Raw genomic sequence first — 19,966 nt, forward strand, 5'->3', positions numbered from 1 at the left:
GCTGGATGCCGGAAAGCCTCTACGCAATGACGCGAATTGTAATCTTGTTAAGAATTATTTACATTTGCGTACTGCGCAGTGATCGCGCCTCTCCAGAAGGACCTGACCGTGCCCGAAGCCGCCGCCCCGGGTGCTGGACGACTGTTGCCGCCCTTCCCCGTTTCCAAGCCTCGAGCCCACCATGCCCCTGCCTGTCCGTAACCGCCTGCCCCGCCGCGCGCTGCTGCCGGCTGCCCTGCTTTCGTCGCTGACCCTGCTGGTCACGCCCGCCGCGTTCGCCGCCACCGATGCCGCCGCCGATGCCAAGACCCTGGACCGGGTCAGCGTCCGGGCCGAGCGGTCCGCTCCGCCGGCCAGTACCACGCGCCTGCCGATCACCCTGCAGGAAACCCCGCAGTCGGCCACCGCGATCAGCCTGCAGCGCCTGCAGGACGAATCACTGTTCAGCATCAACGATGTGATGCGCAACGTGACCGGCGTCAGCGTGTCCTTCTATGACACGCAGCGCCCGCTGTACTACGCGCGTGGCTTCGCCATCACCGACTTCCAGGTCGACGGCATTCCCACCTACAGCGGCTCCACCAACCAGGAATACGACACCGCCTTCTACGACCGCATCGAAGTGATCCGCGGTGCCAACGGCCTGCTCAGCGGCGCCGGCGTGCCGTCGGCCACGGTCAACCTGCTGCGCAAGCGCCCCGGCAAGGAATTCGACGCGTCGTTCGCGGTCAGCGCCGGCAGCTGGGACTACCGCCGCATGGAAGCCGATGTCACCGCGCCGCTGACCGATGACGGCCGTTTCCGCAGCCGCGTGGTCGCCGCCTACACCGATCGTGGCCTGTATTACGACCGTTACGACGAGAACAAGATGGCCGGCATGGCGGTGCTGGAAGGCGATGTCACCGACAGCACCACGCTCACCGTCGGCTACCAGACCCAGGACAACAACCCGACCGGTTCGACCTGGGGCACCGTGCCGTTCTTCGACAGCCAGGGCAATTTCGCCCATCTGCCGCGCTCGACCAACCTGTCGCCGAAGTGGAGCTACTGGAAGCGCGAGAGCAACACCGCCTTCGCCAACCTGGAACAGCGCTTCGGCGACAACTGGCTGCTGAAGATCAACACCGCCTACACCCGCGGCAACGTGCAGAACGTGCGCCTGTACGGCACCGGCAACCCGGACCCGGTGACCGGCTCGGGCATCTTCCTGCGTGCGGCCGCCGGTGATTCGAAAGACACCCGCCGCAATGTCGATGCTTACCTGACCGGCAGCTTCCCGCTGTTCGGCCGCGACCACGACCTCACGGTCGGTGCCCAGTGGTCGGATCTGGAAGGGACCACGAACACCGTGGCGCTGAACTTCCCGAGCGACTGGGCAACGTGTGTCAGCGCCACGGGTGCACGCGAGCGCTGCTACTACATCCCCAACGTATACAGCTGGAACGGCGATATCTCCGAGGTGACCTACCGCCGCACCGGCGCGCGCCGCGTGGCCAAGACCACGCAGAGTGGCGTCTATCTGGCCACGCGCCTGCACCTGGCCGATCCGCTGTCGCTGATCGCCGGTGCACGCCTGAGCCGGTGGGAAACCCTCACCCGCTCCTACAACGCCGCCGGCGCCTATACCGGCACCAGCGGTGCGTACAAGGTGAGCGATGAAGTCACTCCGTACGTGGGCCTGGTCTACGAGATCACCCCGAACGTGTCGGCCTATGCCAGCTACACCGAGATCTTCAATCCGCAGAACTACAAGGACCGCAACGAGAACCTGCTGGCACCGGTGCAGGGCTCGAACCTGGAAGCGGGCCTCAAGACGCAGTGGTTCGATGGCCGCCTGACCGCAAATGTCGCTGTGTTCGAGGCCAAGCAGGACAACTACGCGGTGCGTGACATGGGCGTGCCGGAGGGTTCGCTCAGCGACGGCAGCTCGGCCTACATCGGCGTCAACGGTACCAAGGCGCGTGGCTGGGAGATGGATATCAACGGCGAAATCCTGCCGGGCTGGACGGTCAATGCCGGCTACACCCACGTCAAGGTCACCCGCGCCGCCACCGACCTGCTGTACGCCAACCCGCCCAAGGACCTGCTGCAGCTCAACACGCAACTGCAGCTGCGCGGTGCGCTGGAACGCCTGAGCATCGGCGGTGGCCTGCAGTGGCAGAGCAAGGTGCAGGGCTACAACATCGCCTACCCGCTGGGCGGCACGGTGACCGTGAACCAGCCGGCGTACATGCTGGTGCAATTCAATGCCAACTACCGCATCAGCGACAGCTGGACTGCAACGCTGAGCGTGCGCAACGCGCTGGACAAGACTTACTGGGCCAACCTGGACTACAACAACTACGGCGAGCCGCGCTTCGTATCGGCCAGCCTGCGCTGGAAGTTCTGAGCCACCTGCGAACCGGTGGGGGGGGGCCCCGTGGGGGGGCCCCCCCCCCCCCCCCCCCCCCCAACCCCCCCCCCCCCCCCCCCCCCCCCCCCCCCCCCCCCCCCCCCCCCCCCCCCCCCCCCCCCCCCCCCCCCCCCCCCCCCCCCCCCCCCCGCCCGCCCCCCCCCCCCCCCCCCCCCCCCCCCCCCCCCCCACTACCGGAACATCTGCGCCTACCGTGCGATCATTCCCCCATGAAGATCTATCTTGTCGGCGGCGCCGTGCGCGACCGCCTGCTGCAGCGCCCTGCCGGCGACCGCGACTGGGTGGTGGTTGGCGCCACGCCTGCGCAGATGGAAGCGCAGGGCTACACAGCGGTTGGCCGCGATTTCCCGGTGTTCCTGCACCCGAAGACCGGCGAGGAATACGCACTGGCGCGCACCGAGCGCAAATCCGGCCGCGGCTATCGCGGCTTCGTGGTCGATGCTGATCCGGCGGTGACGCTGGACGAAGACCTGCAGCGCCGCGACTTCACCATCAACGCGATTGCCTGTGACGAAGACACCGGCACGCTGGTGGATCCCTATGGCGGTGTGCGCGATATCGAGCAACGCGTGCTGCGCCACGTTGGCCCGGCCTTCGTTGAGGATCCGCTACGCGTGCTGCGCGCGGCCCGGTTCATGGCGCGCTTTGCGCCGCTGGGCTTTACCGTCGCCGAAGAGACCATGGCGCTGATGCGCGAGGTCGCCGCCAGTGGCGAGCTGGACGCGCTGGTGCCCGAGCGCGTCTGGCAGGAACTGCGCAAGGCGCTGGTCAGTGAGCGGCCCTCCGCCTTCCTGCGCACACTGCACGATGCGCATGCCCTGGGCCCGATCCTGCCCGAACTGGAAGCGCTGTACGGCGTGCCGCAGCGTGCTGAGTTCCACCCGGAAGTCGATACCGGCATCCACCAGGAAATGGTCAGCGACATGGCCGCGAAGCTGGCCCCCGGCGATGACCTGGTCGGCTTCGCCGCGCTCACCCACGACCTCGGCAAGGGCCTGACCCCGCCGGAGGAATGGCCGCGCCACATCATGCACGAGCAGCGCGGCATCAAGCCGCTGAAGGCACTGTGTGCGCGGTTGAAGATTCCAGCCGAGCACCAGCAGCTGGCTGAAGCGGTGTGTCGCGAGCACTTGAACGTGCACCGCATCGACGAACTGCGCGATGCCACCGTGCTGGAACTGCTGGGCCGCTGTGATGCGCTGCGCCGGCCGGAGCGCGTGGCGCGCATCGCACTGTGCTGCGAAGCCGACAAGCGTGGCCGTCTCGGCTTCGAGGACGCCGACTACCCGCAGGGCGAAACGCTCAAGCGACTGCACCAGGCGGCGTTGTCAGTGCAGGCGCGGGATCTGGATACCACCCATCTGAAGGGCCCGGCCATCGGTGAAGCGCTGGCCAAGGCGCGGGTGAAGGCGATTGCCGCCGCCCGCTGAAGCACCTGGTAGTGGGGGGGGGGGGGGGGGGGGGGGGGGGGGGGGGGGGGGCGGGGGGCCGCCACCCCTATATCACTGGCTTCAATGCGCCATCCCACGGGTAATCGCCGCCGCACGCTGCTTCAGCTGGGCCACGGCATCGGGAATCATCTCCATGCCCACGTCCAGGCCCGGGTTCAGCACCAGGCCGACGCCCTCGCCGATGCCGGCCAGCAGCGCGTGCACCGCGATCGGCATGGCATGCGCGAACTGCGGCAGCTGCTCGTGCCACAGGCCCGCGCGCTCGGGGGCAGTGAACACCGCGAACATCGGCTCACCGCTCTCGCTGGTCAGCACCAGCGGCGAGATGCTCTCGTCCCAGGCGCCATCTTCGCCGATGGCCTTGTCCAGCAGCACGAACGCCGTCGAGGTCAGCAGGCCGTCGAGGAACTGCGCTGCGGTCAGCGTACCGTCCTGGGCCTGCAGCAGGCGCACCTCGAGGTCGTTGAGGGGTTCGAACGGGGTGTCGTGGTCCATGGTCGGTTCCGGTACGTGGTTGCAGGGCAGACTTTAACAGGCCTAGGGTGAGGCACGACAGCGCATTGGCAGGGACACGCAGGGCGTCGGCGACCGTTATTCCAAAGCGCCCAGCGCTCACCGGTCTGGATCCAGCCAAAGGGAATCGGGGCCGCGGAAATCTTGATGGCCTTGGGAGGAAAGCACGGCGGGCAGGATACGGCCGGCCGCTGATTCTGCGAACGCTGCTCCCCCCTGAGCCGTTCGACGAGGTAATTGTTAAGACCCTGCTCCAACAGTTTGACGAAATCGTCAATGTGTCCGATTCGCTTCTGACCCTGTGCCGGCGTCGCTTCACTCAATCCTGGAAGGACGTTGAGACTGGCATGACCGAGAGCTTTGAGCACGGCTGGAGCGGATCGTATAGTCGGATGACGTAGAGCAACGGAACGCCGATGAACGCTACCTCGCAAGGCCTCGCGCCACAGGCATGCATGGATGAAGGCCAAGGAAGCTGGCAGCACGAGCAGCGCAACCTGTCAGATGTGCACCGTAGCGCGGTACATGGCGCCGTCTTCCTCGGCCTTCCCTCCTGTCCAGCCGATCAAGGATCAGGGCAATCCTGCCGGTATCGTCACGCGCAGAGAACCGTGCCCCGTAGTAACCCTGAAGAGGCGCCTACCTCAATCAGCGACATGGACCGCTCATGCTGAAACCCTCCCCCCCCCTCACTCACGTGGCGTTGATCGCCTTGATCACACTGGCCGTTACTGGATGCAACAAGGAACGCTCATACCCGGTCTATCGCGAGAATCCTGCACCCAAGGATGCACTACCGATTGTGATCCGGGTCCACGATGCGCCTGTGGAGCTCACCCTCCCGAAGGTTTTCGTCTCCTACGAGATAGATCCGCTCTGCCTCCCACCGATCAACAACTACGAGGGTGTGCAGTACGCCCCCCAACGGCAGTCAGTAGAGTTCCCAGTACAACGCGTCAGTGCAACCGAGTTCAGCAGCACCGTGTTCGAGGACGGCATGGCAGTCGCTGACTATTACGGGCGTGGGCCATGCGAATGGAAACCCAGCATCATTCGAGCTTCATTCCCAGTCATTTCCGAGGGACGCGAAGGCTTCATATCAGTTGCCGTCCACCATCTCGAACTGAAGAAACTACTCACATCGATTTCGTACGCAGACAGTCAAATGACCCTGCAAACAAAGAGTTCGACGCCTGGGTGGGTGCGAACGCAGTCCCAGTATAGCTACAACAGATTGTCTGATATCGAGAAGCAGAAGTACTTTGCCATAGAGATATCGTCTCCTTCGAAAGGAATCGTCCCATGAGACCTCTAACCAATGCAGCCCTGGCCAATGCAGCCTACTCCCCACCGTCACATCCAGCTCCAGGCGATAAGGAATCGCTGCGCGTTGATGGTGAAGACTTCGAAGTTCTAGGGCGACGTGACGCAGTCAGCGGCTATCAAGGCGTTGTGTACCGGAACATCAAGACCAACGAGATCATCATCGCCCACCGAGGCACCGAGTTTGATCGCCAGGCCATACTTGATGGCGGCGTCGACGCAGCGATGGTCAGCGCCAGAGTCAACGCACAGATTAATGATGCCCTCGTACTGACCAAGCAGGCAATCAAGCAAGCTGAGGAAAACGGATATGGCCCGGTGTACGTCACTGGACATTCCCTAGGCGGCGCACTCGCGCAGATCACTGCCCACCACTACAATCTTCCTGGCGACGCCTTCAACCCCTACGGCGCTGCCGGGCTGGCGTATCGCCTGCCTGAAGGCCAGCCGGCCAATGCGGCGCCCTTCACCAACCATGTGATGGCGGGCGACCTGGTTAGTGCGGCCGGCCCTCATTACGGCAAGGTTGAGATGTACGCACTCCCCAAGGAACTGGGAGTCTTGCGCGATGCCGAGCAGGGCCAGCGCATCGCCTCGCTCGTATCGCTTGGGATGAAAAGCGGCCATGTCATGTCCGCTGCGGTTGCGGTCCAGTTGGGTGATTCCCATCGAATGGTTCACTTCATTGACCGTATGACCGACAAGGGCCCAGTGCAGTCCGTACTGGACGACCCCGAGGCGCGGATCACTGATGCCGAGGACCTACGCCGGATAGCGGAGTATCGCAAAGACATCCACCAGTTGCGGCTGGGGGCGACCGTACTTGTCGGCGGTGGCCCTGGACTCCTGCGCGACGGGGTCAATCACCTTCGCGGCACTGAGGAAGCCGGAGCGTACGCCCGTCGCGAAGCCGAAGCCGTGCAGCGCGCAGAAAGTGCATTGAAACCTGGGGAGCGTCTGGTCCATGAGACAACCGAAAAGGGCTCGCCCTCTCTAAGCCACCCAGGCTTTGCTCCCAAGAGTCCATTGCAGGAAAGCATCGAATCAACCTTGGACAAGGCAGGCCTGGATCCCCGAACGGACGGCCACCCCGACCATGCGCTCTACCGGCAGATTCGCGACGGTGTATCTGCCGTGGATGCCAAGCACGGGCGCAGCTTCGATGAAACCAGCGAGCGAATGACGGCCAGCCTGCTTGCAAAGGCCAAGCACAGCGGCCTGGAACGCGTCGATCATGTTGTCTTGGGCGATCCTCCCAGCGATGGTTCAGGCCCTCGCATGTTCGTCGTGCAGGGAGCGCTCGACAATCCGGCACACTTGCGGGCGTCGATCGCGGTCAGCGAGGCCGTCAATACACCCGTAGAACAGTCGCTCGCCAAGGCCGAGCAGACTTCGCAGGCACAGCAGGTCGCCCAGCACGAGCAAACCCAAGAGCAGATTCGAACCGCGATGCGCATGGGCTAGGCCAGCGTGATTGCTTGGCCCTACTTGAGGCCGGCGCCCGTTGGAACGACCTGCTGAGGCCATGTCGGCCCGCCCTCTCTCTCTAGGAGGCCTACAGGTGCCGCCACATCCATCCGGCCACCGCCAGCCCCGCCACCACCACCAGCATCAACGGCAGGCCGAAGCGGTGCCGCCACGGGATCGGCACCCCACCCAGCTGCTGGTCCATGGTCTCGGTATCCAGCACCCAGCCGTGCTCGCAACGGGTACAGGCCAGTTCGTAGCGGCGCTGGTAGGTGAAGCCGAACAGCAGGTCGATGCGCGCCATTTTGTAGCGCAGCTGCGGGGCGAATTCGGTTTCGGTCTGGCAGCGCAGGCAGTGGTGGGCTTCGGTGGGGCCGACGATCAGCACCCGTTCCTGTTGACCGATCAGGATCATGACCGGGTGCCTTGGCAGGCGGGCTGGGCCAGCAGCCAGGCTTGGGCGGCGGCCACGGTGGCGGCGTCCCCGTCGACGCGCTGGTCGGGCTCGATCTTCAAGCCATCACCACGATCATTGCGGTCCCGCATCACGCTGGTGGTCAGCAGCAGGCGACTGCCATCGGCAAGCGTGTGCACGACATTGCCAGTGGAGACACCCGCAGTAGGCTGACCGAAACTCCGCGTCTGCGGACGACCACGCCACGCCAGCACCGAGGCCTCGCCCGAACTGCCGGTGCGCGGCCCGAACAGCACCGCCACCGGCGCGCCGGGCTGCCGCAGCACATAGCCGGACTGGCCGAAGTCCAGCACCGACTTGCCTGCACGCTGTACAGCGGTCGCGGTCAACGTCCAGCGCTCCGGCCCCTGTGCGGCTTCGAACGCTCCCACATCTTCGTTGTTCACCACCGAGGTGCGCAGCAACGGTGCCATGCCCAGCAGCATCGGCCACATGTTGCCACCGCTGTTGTCACGCAGGTCGACGATCCAGCCACAGCGCATGCCGTCGTCCTTGCTACGGATTACCTGCTGCCACCGCGCGGCGCGCTGGATGTCCTGGCGGAATTTCTCCTGCGGCGTCGCGCCGGGCATAGGGGCATAGCCCTCGATGACCACCCAGCCGATGCGCGCATCCACCGCATCGACGGCCTTGGCCTGGTCCACGGCGGCGGCACCGGCCTGCTGCGCGCGCGCAAGGGATTCACGCTGGCGCTGGGTCGTGGTCCATGCACCATGGTGGCCGGTGCTGAGCGCAATGGCTTCGCGCAGAACGGCCAGCCGTTGCGCGGGGTCGCCCTGCGCCGATTGCAGGCGGATGCGGATGGCGGGCCAGTCCACCCGATCGCAATACAGCGCCTGGCGTTCAAGCAGGCTGAGGATCTCGGCCAGGGCCTCCGGCGAGGGCACCTCGACCGTGCTTGGCGTATCGGCCATGGCGCCGGTCGCCAGCAACACGAACATCAGCGCGCCGATGCGACGCACTCCCTTGCGAACCTGCATGCGACGCTTCCTTGTCGTTGAGTCAGGACCGCAGCATAACCGGGGCATGATCGCTTGCGCCACGCGCGAACCGTCGTATCCGGCCCGGTCGCTGGTTGCAGCAAGGCGGCTTGCGTGCAGTCACCACATTGCAACTTTGCCCATGTCATCGCGGCGCACAACGCGCCAAGGTGGCCCCCGTCGGCGCTTCCTGCGCTGACCGGGATTGGCGTCCCGAATCAAACATCGAAGCGATCGATTTGCCGCATCAGCGGCAGTCGCGACAATGCACCGGCTTGCCCATGGTGGGCGGTGCGTGGGGATCCTCGTGATCCGTCGGCTTTTTCGCTTTGATTTTGACCGGCACGCCAACCCGCACCGCCCGCCACCTTGCATCCCGCAGGTGGCCTTGCCTTGTGAGGTTGCTGCCATGAACACGCCCTACCCCACCTATCCGCGCCTGCAAGCACTGCTCGGTGCTGCATTGCCCGACCTGCAGCTGTCCACTACGGCAGCCGAAGCGCTGGAAGATGCGCTCACCGAAGCCGACGAACAGGCGCCGCAGTCGGCGTTCTTCGCCCGGTTGCGCGGCATCGCACACAGCCACGGAGCCGACGGCCAGGCGTGGCGCGAGCGGCAACTCAGCGAGGCGCGCGGCCGGGAACTGGCCGAGGCGACGCGCTGTCTTGCCGCATTGTCCGCCTGCGGCGGTGTGTTGCTGGCGGCGCAGTCGGCGCGCGAGATGGATGATGCGCAGGTGCAGTGTCCGCCACAGGTGGAGGAAGGGTTGCTGCATGCGGTGGTGGTGTTGGCCGATCATGCCGGGGCGTTGGTGGAGCCGGATGCGTGCGCGCCGTTGTCGTAGAGCCGAGCCTATGCTCGGCTGCACTGTGCTCGTGGCGTCGGTAGGTTCAGTGCCGACCAAGGTCGGCACCTACCAGAGCAGGGTCCCCCGAGCGCAAGGGCGCTACCAGTCCGCGCGCAGCCCGATGTTGCCTTCGATGATGCGGCGCTTCTCGTTGCGGTCGCCGCCCAGCTCGCGCGTGTAGTCGGCCACGGCGTACGCACTGATGGTGCGGTTGAAGCGCCCGACCACACCCACGCCGGCTTCCAGCGCGCGTGAACGCTGCGAATTGATGATCACGTCGTCGTCGAAGCGGATGCGATCCTCGCCGGAACGACCATGCCAGTAATTCAGCTTGAAATACGGTTGCCAGCCGTTGTCGGCCAGCTGGTAATCGCCGGCCAAACGCAGGCCCACACGGCCGGTCCAGGCGTTGTCGTTGTCGAAGCGCACGCTCGATATTTCATCGCGACGGTCATCCAGCGAAGTGCGTTGCCAGATCACCTGCACCTGCGGTTCCAGCCACCATGCGGACTGCCCGAAGTGCAGCAGCGGCTTGCCAGCCTCCACCGACACACTGGTGCCGTCGCCGCTCAGGCCGAAGCCGAGCCCGCGCGAGGAACGCGCGCGGCCGTCGTAGCGGCTCTGCATCGCCACGGCGTCGATGTAGGCACCGCTGCTGTCGGTGAACGTCCAGTACAGGCCCACGTGCTTGTCGTCCAGGCGGTTCTGGCCCACCTGTACGTTCTCCCAGCCCAGTGCCAGGCCGGTGGTCTTGCCCTGCGCGCGGGTGCGGCCGACGAACACGCCGATCTGGTTGCGGTGGTTGTCCGACGCCGCAGCCCATACGTCGAGGCCGGCCTGCAGGCCCATCACGTCGCCATCAAAGCCGGGCTGTGCATCGCCCTTCCAATGGATCTCGCTGCTCTGCCCCACCAGGCGACCCCAGGCGGTGCGGAATGCGCCCTGGTTGTACAGCAGGCGCTGTTCGCCCTGCCGCTCGTGGAAGGTACCGAGGCTGGCCAGCGAGGTCTCGCGCAGCAGCGGCGGCACCACCGCGTAGGCGGCGGTCTCCACGCGGTACAGCGGTACCACCGCGCCTTCGGCCGGGCGTGCACCCGGCGTCGGCGGCGCGCCGGTACCGGGCAATGCACCGCCGGCCACGGGCACGTCCGGCACCGCCGGATCGCTGGGCGGTGCCACCGGCGCCGGTTCCGGCGGCGGTGGTGGTGGTGCGGTCTCGCCTGCGGTCAGGTCCGGATCGGTGGCGCCTTCCGGCGGCGGCGGAGGTGCCGGGGCAATGGGGGGCGGGGGTGCCACCGGCGGCGTCAGCGGCGGCGGGGCGGCACTACCACCACCGTTGGGTGCCGGCGTCGGGCCGGTCACCAGCGTCGAACGCAGGTACCAGTTCTCGCTGGTACCGGCACTGACACCGCCCTTGAACAGGAAGTACTCGTAGGCGCCGGCCGCGACCGGTGCGAACAGCGAGAACGCGCCCGGCGAGGTGCGGCCACCATTCAAGGCCTGCACCACCAGGATGCCATCGGCCAGCGTGGCCGCGCCGCTGCCGCCGGCATTCAGCACGCCGATGCCGGTGGTTCCGGTGGCGGTACCGCCATCGATCACCAAGCGATCGCTGGGGGAGTTGTCCGCGCCCAGCACGGTGCGCAGGTACAGGCCACCACCGTCACCGCGATAGTTGCCGCGCACGGTGAACACGTCGCCGGCGCCGGTACCGGTCAGGTCGATGCGCCCGGCATTGACCATCTCCACCAGTGCAGCACTGTTGAATGGGCGGATGGCATGGCCGCCACTGCCCGCGTAGACGGTGCTGGTGTCGTCCACCGTGAGCGTACCGGTGCCGGTTGCGCTGTCGCCCAGCACCAGGTCGCCATCGAAGCTCAGCTCCGTGCTGTTGGCCAGGCTGATCGCCTCCCAGTTCTGGAAGCGGCCCACGCCTGCGGTCTTGACGTTGCTCAGGTTGAGCTGGTCGATGCCACTGCCCCCGTCGAACAGCGGCACCGCACCCAGGTTGCCCTGGTTGAGGTTGCTGAGGTTGGCCACGTCGTTGTCCGGGCCCATGTCGATCGCACCGTAGACGATGCCGCCGCCGTCCCAGTTGAAGGTGTCATCGCCGGTGCTGAGCAGTACCTGCCCGCGCACGGTGCCGTCGGTGATGGTCACGCTGTCGTTGCCGCCGCTGACGCTGATGTTGCCGCCGATGTAGGCCGTGCCCGAAATGATGATGGTGTCGGTGTCGAAGCCGGTCACCACGTTGCCATCCACGGTGCCGCCGGACTGGTCCCACAGGTTCTTGTCCAGCTTCATGTTGACGCGGCCGATGCGGCCAGCGGTCATCCAGGCCTGGTCGCCATCCTCGAACGCGCCGATGATGCGACCACCGCTCATGCGGAAGGTATCGATGTTGTCGCCCTGCTGCAGCGCGCCGATCGTGCCGCCACTCATGACGAAATCATCGCGGCCACTGTCCTGCGCTACCAGGCCGGTGACGGTGCCGCCGGTGACGGTCATCCGGTCATCGCCACTGCCCTGGTCGACGCTGTCGATGGTGCCATTGCCCAGCAGCAGCACGTCGTTGCCATCCCCTTGCAGGACACCGCCGCTGATGCTGCCGGCCTGCATGTCCAGGCGGTCGTTGCCTGAATCGAACTGTACGCCGGTACGCCCACTGATCGTTCCGCGGTTGACCAGCACGCTGTCGCCCGCACCGACGAACTGCAGCGCGGTGTTGTTGCCGGTGCTGATGCTGCCCGCATTTTCGACGCGGCTGCCACCACCGAGCTGGACCGCCACACCCCCCACCGAACTGATCGTGCCTTGGTTGGTCAACAGGTGACCACTTGCACCGACCAGGGTAACGGCCGACGCCCCACCGCTCTGCTGCAACTGGGCACCGCTGGCGACGTTGACGGTGATGCCCGCTTCGCCGCTGGCCGAGATGGGCACCGTCTGCGGATTCGGCGCGTTGGCGTCACAGGTGACCGTCTGGCCGGCGACCGGAGCGACGGTGCTGCAGCCGGCCCAGGCGGCGCTGGCGGTCAACAGCACCATGGACGGGACTGCCAGTGCCTGAAGCACGGAAACGGTGAGGCGGCGCGGACGGAAAGCGCGCGGGACGGCACGGGTCATACAGTCCTCCTGGACAGAGAATCAGGAACTGCAAATGCACGCTGCTGCGTATGCAGTCTGCCGTGATGTGAATCGTTTCGATAGATGAACTTGCGTGCGGAAAATCACATTTCGGATGTGAAATCGCCGGGCCCTCACGCCAATGTGATGTGGCTGAAATCGTTCATTTTTTCTGGGCGTTGGGAGCCGCACATGCGTGGATGCCGTTGGCGGATCGGGTCAGGGCCTTTTCCTGCGGAAAAGGGTCCGACCCCGGGACTGCTCAGATCTTCAGGTAGATCTTGCGACGGTCCAGCCACCAGGCCACGCCCCACCACAGCGCGACGAACACCAGTGCCTGCAGCATCGATGCCAGCTCGAGCGCCTGCGGCATCGCGTTGGCCAGCTGCTGCCAGATCCAGCCCCAGGCACCGCTGGCCATCAACGCCACCGACATCACCGAGGCCCCCAGATACGCGGTGATCGCGTTGACCCCGAAACGCCGGCCCAGCGGCGGCCATCCCTTCTTGTCGATCAGCACGTGGCCCAGCCACAGCGCCAGCGCGGCCAGGCCGCCGGTCCACAGCACGTAGCTGGGCGTCCACAGCGGCTTGTTCAACGGCAACACCCCGGCCAGCAACAGGCCCAGCACGGCGGTCGCCACGCCCAGCCCGGCCAGTGCCGTCGAACGCCCGCTGCGCAGCAGGCCACCGGCCAACAGGCCGAGCACGGTACTGGCCAGTGCACCCAGCGTGCTCAGCAATCCTTCCGGGTCATGGCCGAGGCCGGTATCGGCATGCCATTGATAGATCCACGGCGCGAACAGCGCGGTGTCCAAGCGGCTGGCCGGGTTGATCCACGGCGCCAGGTCACCCATGCCGAGCAGCAACATCGTGTATCCCACCAGCAATCCAACAAGCACGCCGGCCTGCATGCGCGGCTGTGCATACACCGCCAGCACGCCCACCAATGCCGCGCACACGGCGATCCGTTGCAGCACGCCCCAGATGCGGAAGTGGTGCGTATGCAGCGCCCACCAGATCAGCAGATGCAACAGCACGCCGGCCACCAGGATGCGCAGTGCGCGCTCCAGCACGCCGCGCGCCAACACCGGGCGTGCGGCGGCATCCAACGCGCGCGGTGCCACGCTGAAGGCCATCGACACACCCACCAGGAACAGGAAGAACGGGAACACCAGGTCGGTGGGCGTGCAGCCATGCCATTCCGAATGGCGCAGCGGTGCGAACACTGCACTCCAGTCGCCTGGGTTGTTGACCAGCAGCATCGCCGCCACGGTGATGCCGCGCAGGGCATCGATCGAGCCCAGACGGCGCGGCGGCGTACTGTTCATCAGGCGGCCTCGTACTGTCCTGCAATCCAGGTGCCACGCACCTGCAGGGCGTCATCCAGCAGCACCAGGTCGGCCTGGTAGCCCTCGGCGATGTGGCCCAGGCGGTCGTCGACGTTGAGGAACTGCGCCGGGTAGGTCGAGGCCATGCGCGCGGCCTCGGCCAGCGGCTGGCCCAGCAGCTGCACGGTGTTGCGCACCGCCGTGGCCATGTCCAGCGCAGAACCGGCCAGCGAACCAGCGGCATTGCGCACCACGCCATCGATGGCGGTGATGGTTTCGCCATACAGCACGTAGCTGGGATCGTCGGCACCGACCGGCGGCATCGCATCGGTCACCAGCAGCAGGCGACCGCGCGGCTTGGCCGCCAGCGCCACGCGCAGGCTGGCCGGATGCACATGCACGCCATCGACGATGATGCCGATCCAGCTGTCGCGGTCTTCCAGCGCAGCGCCCACTGCGCCAGGCTCACGGCCCTGCAGCGGCGACATCGCGTTGTACAGGTGGGTGAAGCCGCGTATGCCGGCATCCAGGCCGGCGCGGACCTCTTCGTACGTGCCTGCGGTATGGCCGGCGGCCACGATCACGCCACGTTCGACCAGCGCACGGATGGTTTCCAGTGGCACGCGCTCCGGCGCCAGCGTCAGCAGCGTCACGCCGTTGTCCAGCGACGCGGCCAGCGTGATCTCTTCTTCGTCAGGCACGCGGAACTTGCTGGCATCGTGCGTGCCCTTGCGCGCCGGCGCGATGTAGGGCCCTTCCAGATGGATGCCGATCACGCCCGGCACGCCCTGCGCGATGGCCTCGCGCATCGCACCGATGGCTTCGCGCATCACCGCCACGTCATCGCTGATCAGCGTGGGCAGCATCGCGGTGGTACCGAAGCGGCGGTGTGCCTGCGCGATGGTACGCAGCGAGGCAACATCGGGCGTGTTGTTGAACAACGCACCGCCACCCCCATTGACCTGCACGTCGATGAAGCCGGGCAGCAGCCAGCCGCCGCCCAGGTCCACCTGCTCGGCAGCGTGGCCCAGCTGCGGTGCGGCGTCGGGCAACAGCGCGCTGATGCGACCCTCTTCGATCACCACAGCCAGATCGTCGCGGAATTCATCGCCTGCCAGGATGCGGGCATTGCGCAGCACGGTTGCCATCACACCGTCTCCGTGACCTTGTTCAGGTGCGGCGGCAGGTCCGGGTTGAAGCCACGGCGCAGCGCCAGCGCGTTGATCGCGCGATAGAAGCTCTGCACGGTCAGCAGCGGTGCGCACAGCGGGTGTGGCGCGGGCGCCACCGGCAGGTTGCCGCCGGCACCGGCCAGCCACACCTGCGCGCCGCGTGCAGAAAATTCCTCGACCACCGCGCGGGTGCCGGCGCCGGTTTCATCGGGCTGCGCGAAGGCCAGCACCGGGAAGCCACGGTCGACCAGTGCCATCGGGCCGTGCTTGACCTCGGCCGAGCTGTAGGCTTCGGCGTGCAGGCTGCAGGTTTCCTTGAACTTCAGCGCCGCTTCCTGCGCCGCACCCAGGCCCAGGCCACGGCCGAGCACGAACAGGTTGGTGGCCTCGACCAGGCCTTCGGTCACCGCGCTCCAGTCGCACTGCCAGGCTTCACGCATCGCGTCCGGCAGCAGGTCCAGCGCGTTGCGCAGGCTGCTGTCCTGCTTCCAGTAGGCGGCCAGCTGCAGCAGTGCAGCCAGCGAGGCCAGGTAGCTCTTGGTTGCCGCCACGCTCTTTTCGGCACCGGCATGCAGCGGAATGACCGTGTCGGCCAGCTGCGCCAGCGGCGAATCCTCGACGTTGACCAGCGCGATCACGCGTGCGCCAGCGGCCTTGGCCGCCTCGGCGTTGCGCAGCAAATCCGGGCTCTTGCCCGACTGCGAAATGACGATGAACAGCGCACCGCGCAGCTGCAGTGGTGCGGCGTAGACCGAGCCTACCGACGGCGACGCGGAGGCGACCACCAGGCCCAGCTGGGTTTCCAGCAGGTACTTGCCGTAGGTGGCGGCATGGTCGGAGCTGCCGCGTGCACAGGTGACCACGAACGGCGGCGGCGCGGCGCGCAGGCTGGCGGCCAGGGTTTCCATGGTGGCGTGGTTGCGCGAGAACTGGCGGGCAACCACGTCTGCCGCTTCAGCGGCCTCGGCGAACATCAGGGTGGCGGTGGGGTCTGACAGCGACATGGCAGGCTCAGGCAGGATCGGAAGGAAGGGGGCGTGCGCCGGCCGGGCGCATCGGCGCGGTCGAACCGCGCACCACCAGTTGCGGCACGAAGCCCTGGTTGTGCAGCGGTGCCGGCGCATCGTCGTAGGCGTCGCTGCGCAGTTGTGCGATCAGCAGGCGCGCGGCGTGGCGGGCGATGTCCTCGGTGGCCTGCTTGGCGGTGGTCAGCGGTGGCCACGACTGGCGCGAGAACGGGCTGTCCTCGAAACCGGCGATGGACAGGTCGTACGGCACGTTCATGCCGGCCGACTTGGCGGCGGCCAGCACGCCGGCAGCGATTTCGTCGTTGGAACCGAAGATGGCGGTGGGCGGTTCGCGCAGCGCCAGCAGGCGGCGCGCCCCACGGAAACCATCGTCGAAGGTGTAATCGCCCTGCACCACCAGGTGCTTGTCCACGGTCATGCCGTAGTCCTTCAGCGCGGCTTCGTAACCGGCGTAGCGTTCGCCCGAGGAGCGGTGCGAGCTGCCGCCCCAGAGGAAGCCGATGCGCTGGTGGCCCAGCTGGATCAGGTGCTCGGTGATCTCGTAGGCCGCCTCGCGGTCGTCGACGAACACGCAGGCGCCGTCGGCCGGGTCTTCAGTGGCGGCGATGATGCGCACCAGCTTGATGCCACGCGCGGTCAGCGCCTGGATCAGGTCGCGGCGCTCGGACATCGGCGCGGTCAGCACCAGCCCCGCCAGCCGCGAGCGCTGCACCCAGTCGGCCAGTTCATCGGCCAGCAACGGCGAGCTCGAATCACAGGGATGGATCTGCAGGCCGAAACCGGTCTCGCGGCACGCGGCCAGCACGCCGTTCTGCACGCCGATGATGTGGTACGGGTTCGGGTTGTCGTAGACCAGCCCGATCACGAAGGTAGTGCCGCTGCGCAGGTTGCGCGCGGACGGATCGGGCTCGTAGTCGAGCTCGGCGATGGCACGCAGCACCCGCGCACGGGTGGCCTGCATCACCGAGGGCTCGTTGTTGATCACCCGCGAGACCGTCTTCAGCGAGACCTTGGCCTTCTCCGCAACGTCCTTGATGGTCGCTCTGCGCATGGGTTTTCCCTGGGGTTGGCTGCCGTCCATCATCGCCGATCAGGCCTTGTCCTGCGGCAGGCCGGCACGATGGCCGATCACCGAGTAGAACAGGATGTACAGGTAGCACGGCACCATCAGCAGCACGAACACCAGCTGGAAGTCGATGTGCTGCTTGAGCACGGCGAACAGCTGCGGAATGATCGCGCCGCCGGCGATGCCCATCACCAGCAGGGCCGAGCCGGTCTCGGTGAAGCGGCCCAGGCCGCGGATCGCCAGCGGGAAGATGGCCGGCCACATCATGGCGTTGGCAAAGCCCAGCAGCGCCACGAAAGCCACCGAGACGTAGCCGTGCGTAGCCCAGGCGCCCAGGCAGAACACCACGCCCATCACTGCCGAAATGGTCAGGTAGCGCGACTGCGAGACCAGGCCAGGGATCGCCAGCAGGCCGACCACGTAGCCGGCCAACATCGCACCCAGCGTCAGCGAGGTGAACATCTTGGTCTGGTCCAGCGGCAAGCCGAAACCGTGGCCGTAGGTGCCGATCGCATCACCGGCCATGACTTCCACGCCTACGTACACGAACAGGCACAGCACGCCCAGCCACAGATGCGGGAACTGGAAGATGCTGCGGCGCTCGGCCGTTCCCGGTGCCCCTGACGGCGTTGCATTGGCTTCGGAGGACTTGATCTCGGGCAGAGGCGAGAACAGCACGGCCACCGCCAGCACCACCAGCAGCGCGGCCATCGCCAGGTACGGCGCATGGATCTTGGCGGCGAATTCGTTGAGCAGCGCGGCCTTGGTGACCGCGTCGGCAGCCTGCACCTGCTTGTCCAGATCGCCGATGCCATGCAGCACCAGAGTGCCGATCAGCACCGGCGCCAGCATGCCGGCAATCTTGTTGCAGATGCCCATCAGCGCGATGCGGCGTGCCGCGGTTTCAATCGGACCAAGGATGGAGATGTAGGGATTGATCGCGGTCTGCAGCAGCGCCAGGCCGCTGCCGATCACGAACAGGCCGCCGAGTGCGCCCGGGTACCAGCGCTGGGTGGCGAATTCACCGAACAGCGCGGCACCACCGGCCATCACCAGCAGGCTCAGGCTCAGGCCCTTCTTCATGCCGGTGCGGCGCAGGATCCAGGACGCCGGCAGGGCCAGGAAGAAATAGGACAGGTAGAACACCATCAGCACCAGGAAGGCGCCGACCTCGCTGAGTTCGAAGGCCAACTTGACGAAGGTGATCAGCGGGCCGTTGAGCCAGGTGAAGAAGCCGATCAGGAAGAACAACACGCCAACGATGGCGATGGAGGTGGCCACGTTCGGGCGCGCGCTTGCAGCGGGGACGGCGGACATCAGGAGGGCTCCTGCGGCGACGGCCGCAGAACGCGGCGTCGGAGAGTGGCTGGGAACAACGTTGTCACATTCTTTCGATGGACAACGGCGGTTTGTCAACTTCCATGCACGCCTGCCTGAACCTTGTGCTGCACTGCGCAAGTCCGCCGCGGTACGCCCCGCTGAATGCGCGGCAGGCCTAGAGCCCCGTGCGCCAATGGTTCCCATGTGAAACCCGCACTCACACCGTGTAAACGTTTACTGCGCGCCGCATTCGTTGCGACGCAGCAACGAAAGTGTCACGAACTCGTTGACATCGTTGTCAGCGCGGTTACAGACTCCGCCCCAATCGCCGCCCCCGATCCCCGGGCCGGCCCACCTGCAGCAGGAGCCCGCGTGACCGCCAGCCACCCCGCCCCGTCGCATGTCCTGTCCCGCGTCGCGCCCTCGTTCCTGGCCGCCGACGTCGGTGGCACCCATGTGCGCGTGGCCCGGGTCCAGGCCAGCGGTGACGCCGCCCATCCGGTGCAGGTGCTGGAGTACCGCAAGTACCGCAATGCCGACCATGCCGGCCTCAGCGCGATCCTGTCCGACTTCCTGGGCGAAGGCCCGCGGCCCACGCATTGCGTGGTCGCCAGCGCCGGCTATGCCCGCGAAGACGGCACGGTGATCACCGCCAACCTGCCGTGGCCGCTGTCGGCGCGCCAGGTGGAGGCCGATGTCGGCCTGCAGCGGGTCTACATCGTCAACGACTTCGAAGCGGTGGCCTATGCCGCTGCGCAGGTCGACGCCAGCGGCGTGCTGCACCTGTGCGGGCCGGAGACCGCCGCGCGTGGCCCGACCCTCGTGGTCGGCCCCGGCACCGGTCTGGGCGCCGCGCTGTGGATCCCCACCGCGCACGGCCCGGTGGTGCTGCCCACCGAAGCCGGCCAGCCGACCCTGGCGGCCAGCACCGAACTGGAAATGGCCATCGTCCGCCACATGCAGCGCGACCGCGCGCACGTGTCGATCGAGCATGCGATCTCCGGCCCCGGCCTGATGAACCTGTACCGTGCGGTGTGTGCACTGCAGGGGCAGGCGCCGACCCTGGCAAGCCCCGACGCAGTCACCGCCGCCGCCATGGCCGATACCGATGCACATGCGCGCCAGGCGCTGGACGTGTTCTGTGGCCTGCTCGGCAGCACCATCGGCGACATGGCGCTGTTCTACGGCGCCCACGGTGGCGTCTACCTGGCCGGCGGCATCCTGCCGCAGATCCGCGAATACCTGCACGCCAGCACCTTCGTCGAACGCTACCTGCAGAAGGGGCCGATGGGCGAAGCGCTGGCACGCATCCCGGTGAAGGTCGTCGAACACGGCCAGCTGGGCGTGGTCGGCGCTGCCAGCTGGTACCTGCAGCAATCGGCCGCCTGACACCGCAACAGGCTTCAACGCAATCGCAGCACGCAGTACGTGGCACGCCAACGCAGGGGACTTCGC

General features: G+C 66.7%; 15 protein-coding genes. 6 read left to right on the plus strand and 9 right to left on the minus strand.

The features are described 5' to 3' along the window. Positions 1-181: 181 nt before the first annotated feature. Together ROV93_RS20610 and ROV93_RS20615 are read left to right on the plus strand one after the other, a co-directional pair. Positions 182-2,389, plus strand: coding sequence for a TonB-dependent siderophore receptor (locus ROV93_RS20610; protein ID WP_180890467.1), 2,208 nt, complete (start codon positions 182-184; stop codon positions 2,387-2,389). Between the two features lie 233 nt (positions 2,390-2,622). Then, a complete protein-coding gene (locus ROV93_RS20615; RefSeq protein ID WP_072167162.1) occupies positions 2,623-3,843 on the plus strand; it encodes a multifunctional CCA addition/repair protein in 1,221 nt (406 codons plus the stop codon). An 81-nt stretch (positions 3,844-3,924) separates the two neighbouring features. Here the strand turns inward: ROV93_RS20615 and ROV93_RS20620 are convergent, their stop codons facing one another. Beyond that, entirely contained in the window at positions 3,925-4,359 is a 435-nt protein-coding gene (locus ROV93_RS20620; RefSeq protein ID WP_072167163.1) for an SseB family protein, read from the minus strand. A gap of 685 nt (positions 4,360-5,044) precedes the next feature. Here ROV93_RS20620 and ROV93_RS20625 point away from each other — a divergent pair. Both ROV93_RS20625 and ROV93_RS20630 read left to right on the plus strand, forming a co-directional pair. Then, the gene (locus ROV93_RS20625) at positions 5,045-5,683 is read left to right on the plus strand and encodes a hypothetical protein (protein WP_072167164.1); all 639 of its coding nucleotides are present in this window, start codon (positions 5,045-5,047) and stop codon (positions 5,681-5,683) included. Then, positions 5,680-7,164, plus strand: coding sequence for an XVIPCD domain-containing protein (locus ROV93_RS20630; protein ID WP_072167165.1), 1,485 nt, complete (start codon positions 5,680-5,682; stop codon positions 7,162-7,164). Before ROV93_RS20625 ends, ROV93_RS20630 begins: the two co-directional genes overlap by 4 nt. 91 nt (positions 7,165-7,255) lie before the next feature. Here the strand turns inward: ROV93_RS20630 and ROV93_RS20635 are convergent, their stop codons facing one another. Together ROV93_RS20635 and ROV93_RS20640 are read right to left on the minus strand one after the other, a co-directional pair. After that, positions 7,256-7,582, minus strand: coding sequence for a hypothetical protein (locus ROV93_RS20635; RefSeq protein WP_072167166.1), 327 nt, complete (start codon positions 7,580-7,582; stop codon positions 7,256-7,258). Then, a complete protein-coding gene (locus ROV93_RS20640) occupies positions 7,579-8,622 on the minus strand; it encodes a S41 family peptidase (protein WP_072167167.1) in 1,044 nt (347 codons plus the stop codon). The genes ROV93_RS20635 and ROV93_RS20640 overlap by 4 nt, the downstream gene beginning before the upstream one ends. Positions 8,623-9,031: 409 nt before the next feature. Between ROV93_RS20640 and ROV93_RS20645 the strand changes: the two genes are divergently transcribed. Continuing rightward, the gene (locus ROV93_RS20645; RefSeq protein WP_072167168.1) at positions 9,032-9,466 is read left to right on the plus strand and encodes a hypothetical protein; all 435 of its coding nucleotides are present in this window, start codon (positions 9,032-9,034) and stop codon (positions 9,464-9,466) included. A gap of 102 nt (positions 9,467-9,568) precedes the next feature. On the opposite strand, the gene ROV93_RS20650 is transcribed toward ROV93_RS20645, so the two are convergent. The 6 genes from ROV93_RS20650 to ROV93_RS20675 all read right to left on the minus strand — a co-directional run bounded on the left by ROV93_RS20650 (position 9,569) and on the right by ROV93_RS20675 (position 18,508). Then, on the minus strand, positions 9,569-12,595 hold the full coding sequence (locus ROV93_RS20650; RefSeq protein ID WP_072167169.1) for an autotransporter outer membrane beta-barrel domain-containing protein: 3,027 nt from the start codon (positions 12,593-12,595) through the stop codon (positions 9,569-9,571). 262 nt (positions 12,596-12,857) lie between these two features. Continuing rightward, the gene (locus tag ROV93_RS20655) at positions 12,858-13,925 is read right to left on the minus strand and encodes a heparan-alpha-glucosaminide N-acetyltransferase domain-containing protein (protein WP_072167170.1); all 1,068 of its coding nucleotides are present in this window, start codon (positions 13,923-13,925) and stop codon (positions 12,858-12,860) included. After that, positions 13,925-15,073: an N-acetylglucosamine-6-phosphate deacetylase gene (gene nagA, locus ROV93_RS20660; protein ID WP_072167171.1), complete on the minus strand. Its 1,149-nt coding sequence runs from the start codon at positions 15,071-15,073 to the stop codon at positions 13,925-13,927. The genes ROV93_RS20655 and nagA overlap by 1 nt, the downstream gene beginning before the upstream one ends. Beyond that, a complete protein-coding gene (locus ROV93_RS20665) occupies positions 15,073-16,101 on the minus strand; it encodes an SIS domain-containing protein (RefSeq protein WP_072167172.1) in 1,029 nt (342 codons plus the stop codon). Before ROV93_RS20665 ends, nagA begins: the two co-directional genes overlap by 1 nt. A gap of 7 nt (positions 16,102-16,108) precedes the next feature. Beyond that, positions 16,109-17,176 carry a LacI family DNA-binding transcriptional regulator gene (locus ROV93_RS20670; protein ID WP_005411045.1) on the minus strand — a complete coding sequence of 356 codons (1,068 nt, stop codon included), beginning with the start codon at positions 17,174-17,176 and terminating at the stop codon, positions 16,109-16,111. A 39-nt stretch (positions 17,177-17,215) separates the two neighbouring features. Beyond that, positions 17,216-18,508 carry a sugar MFS transporter gene (locus ROV93_RS20675; protein ID WP_072167173.1) on the minus strand — a complete coding sequence of 431 codons (1,293 nt, stop codon included), beginning with the start codon at positions 18,506-18,508 and terminating at the stop codon, positions 17,216-17,218. Positions 18,509-18,883: 375 nt separating this feature from the next. Between ROV93_RS20675 and ROV93_RS20680 the strand changes: the two genes are divergently transcribed. Further along, positions 18,884-19,900 carry a glucokinase family protein gene (locus ROV93_RS20680; protein WP_072167174.1) on the plus strand — a complete coding sequence of 339 codons (1,017 nt, stop codon included), beginning with the start codon at positions 18,884-18,886 and terminating at the stop codon, positions 19,898-19,900. Positions 19,901-19,966: the final 66 nt, after the last annotated feature.

It is taken from the genome of Stenotrophomonas maltophilia group sp. msm4, from assembly GCF_032025605.1.
Classification (GTDB): domain Bacteria; phylum Pseudomonadota; class Gammaproteobacteria; order Xanthomonadales; family Xanthomonadaceae; genus Stenotrophomonas; species Stenotrophomonas sepilia.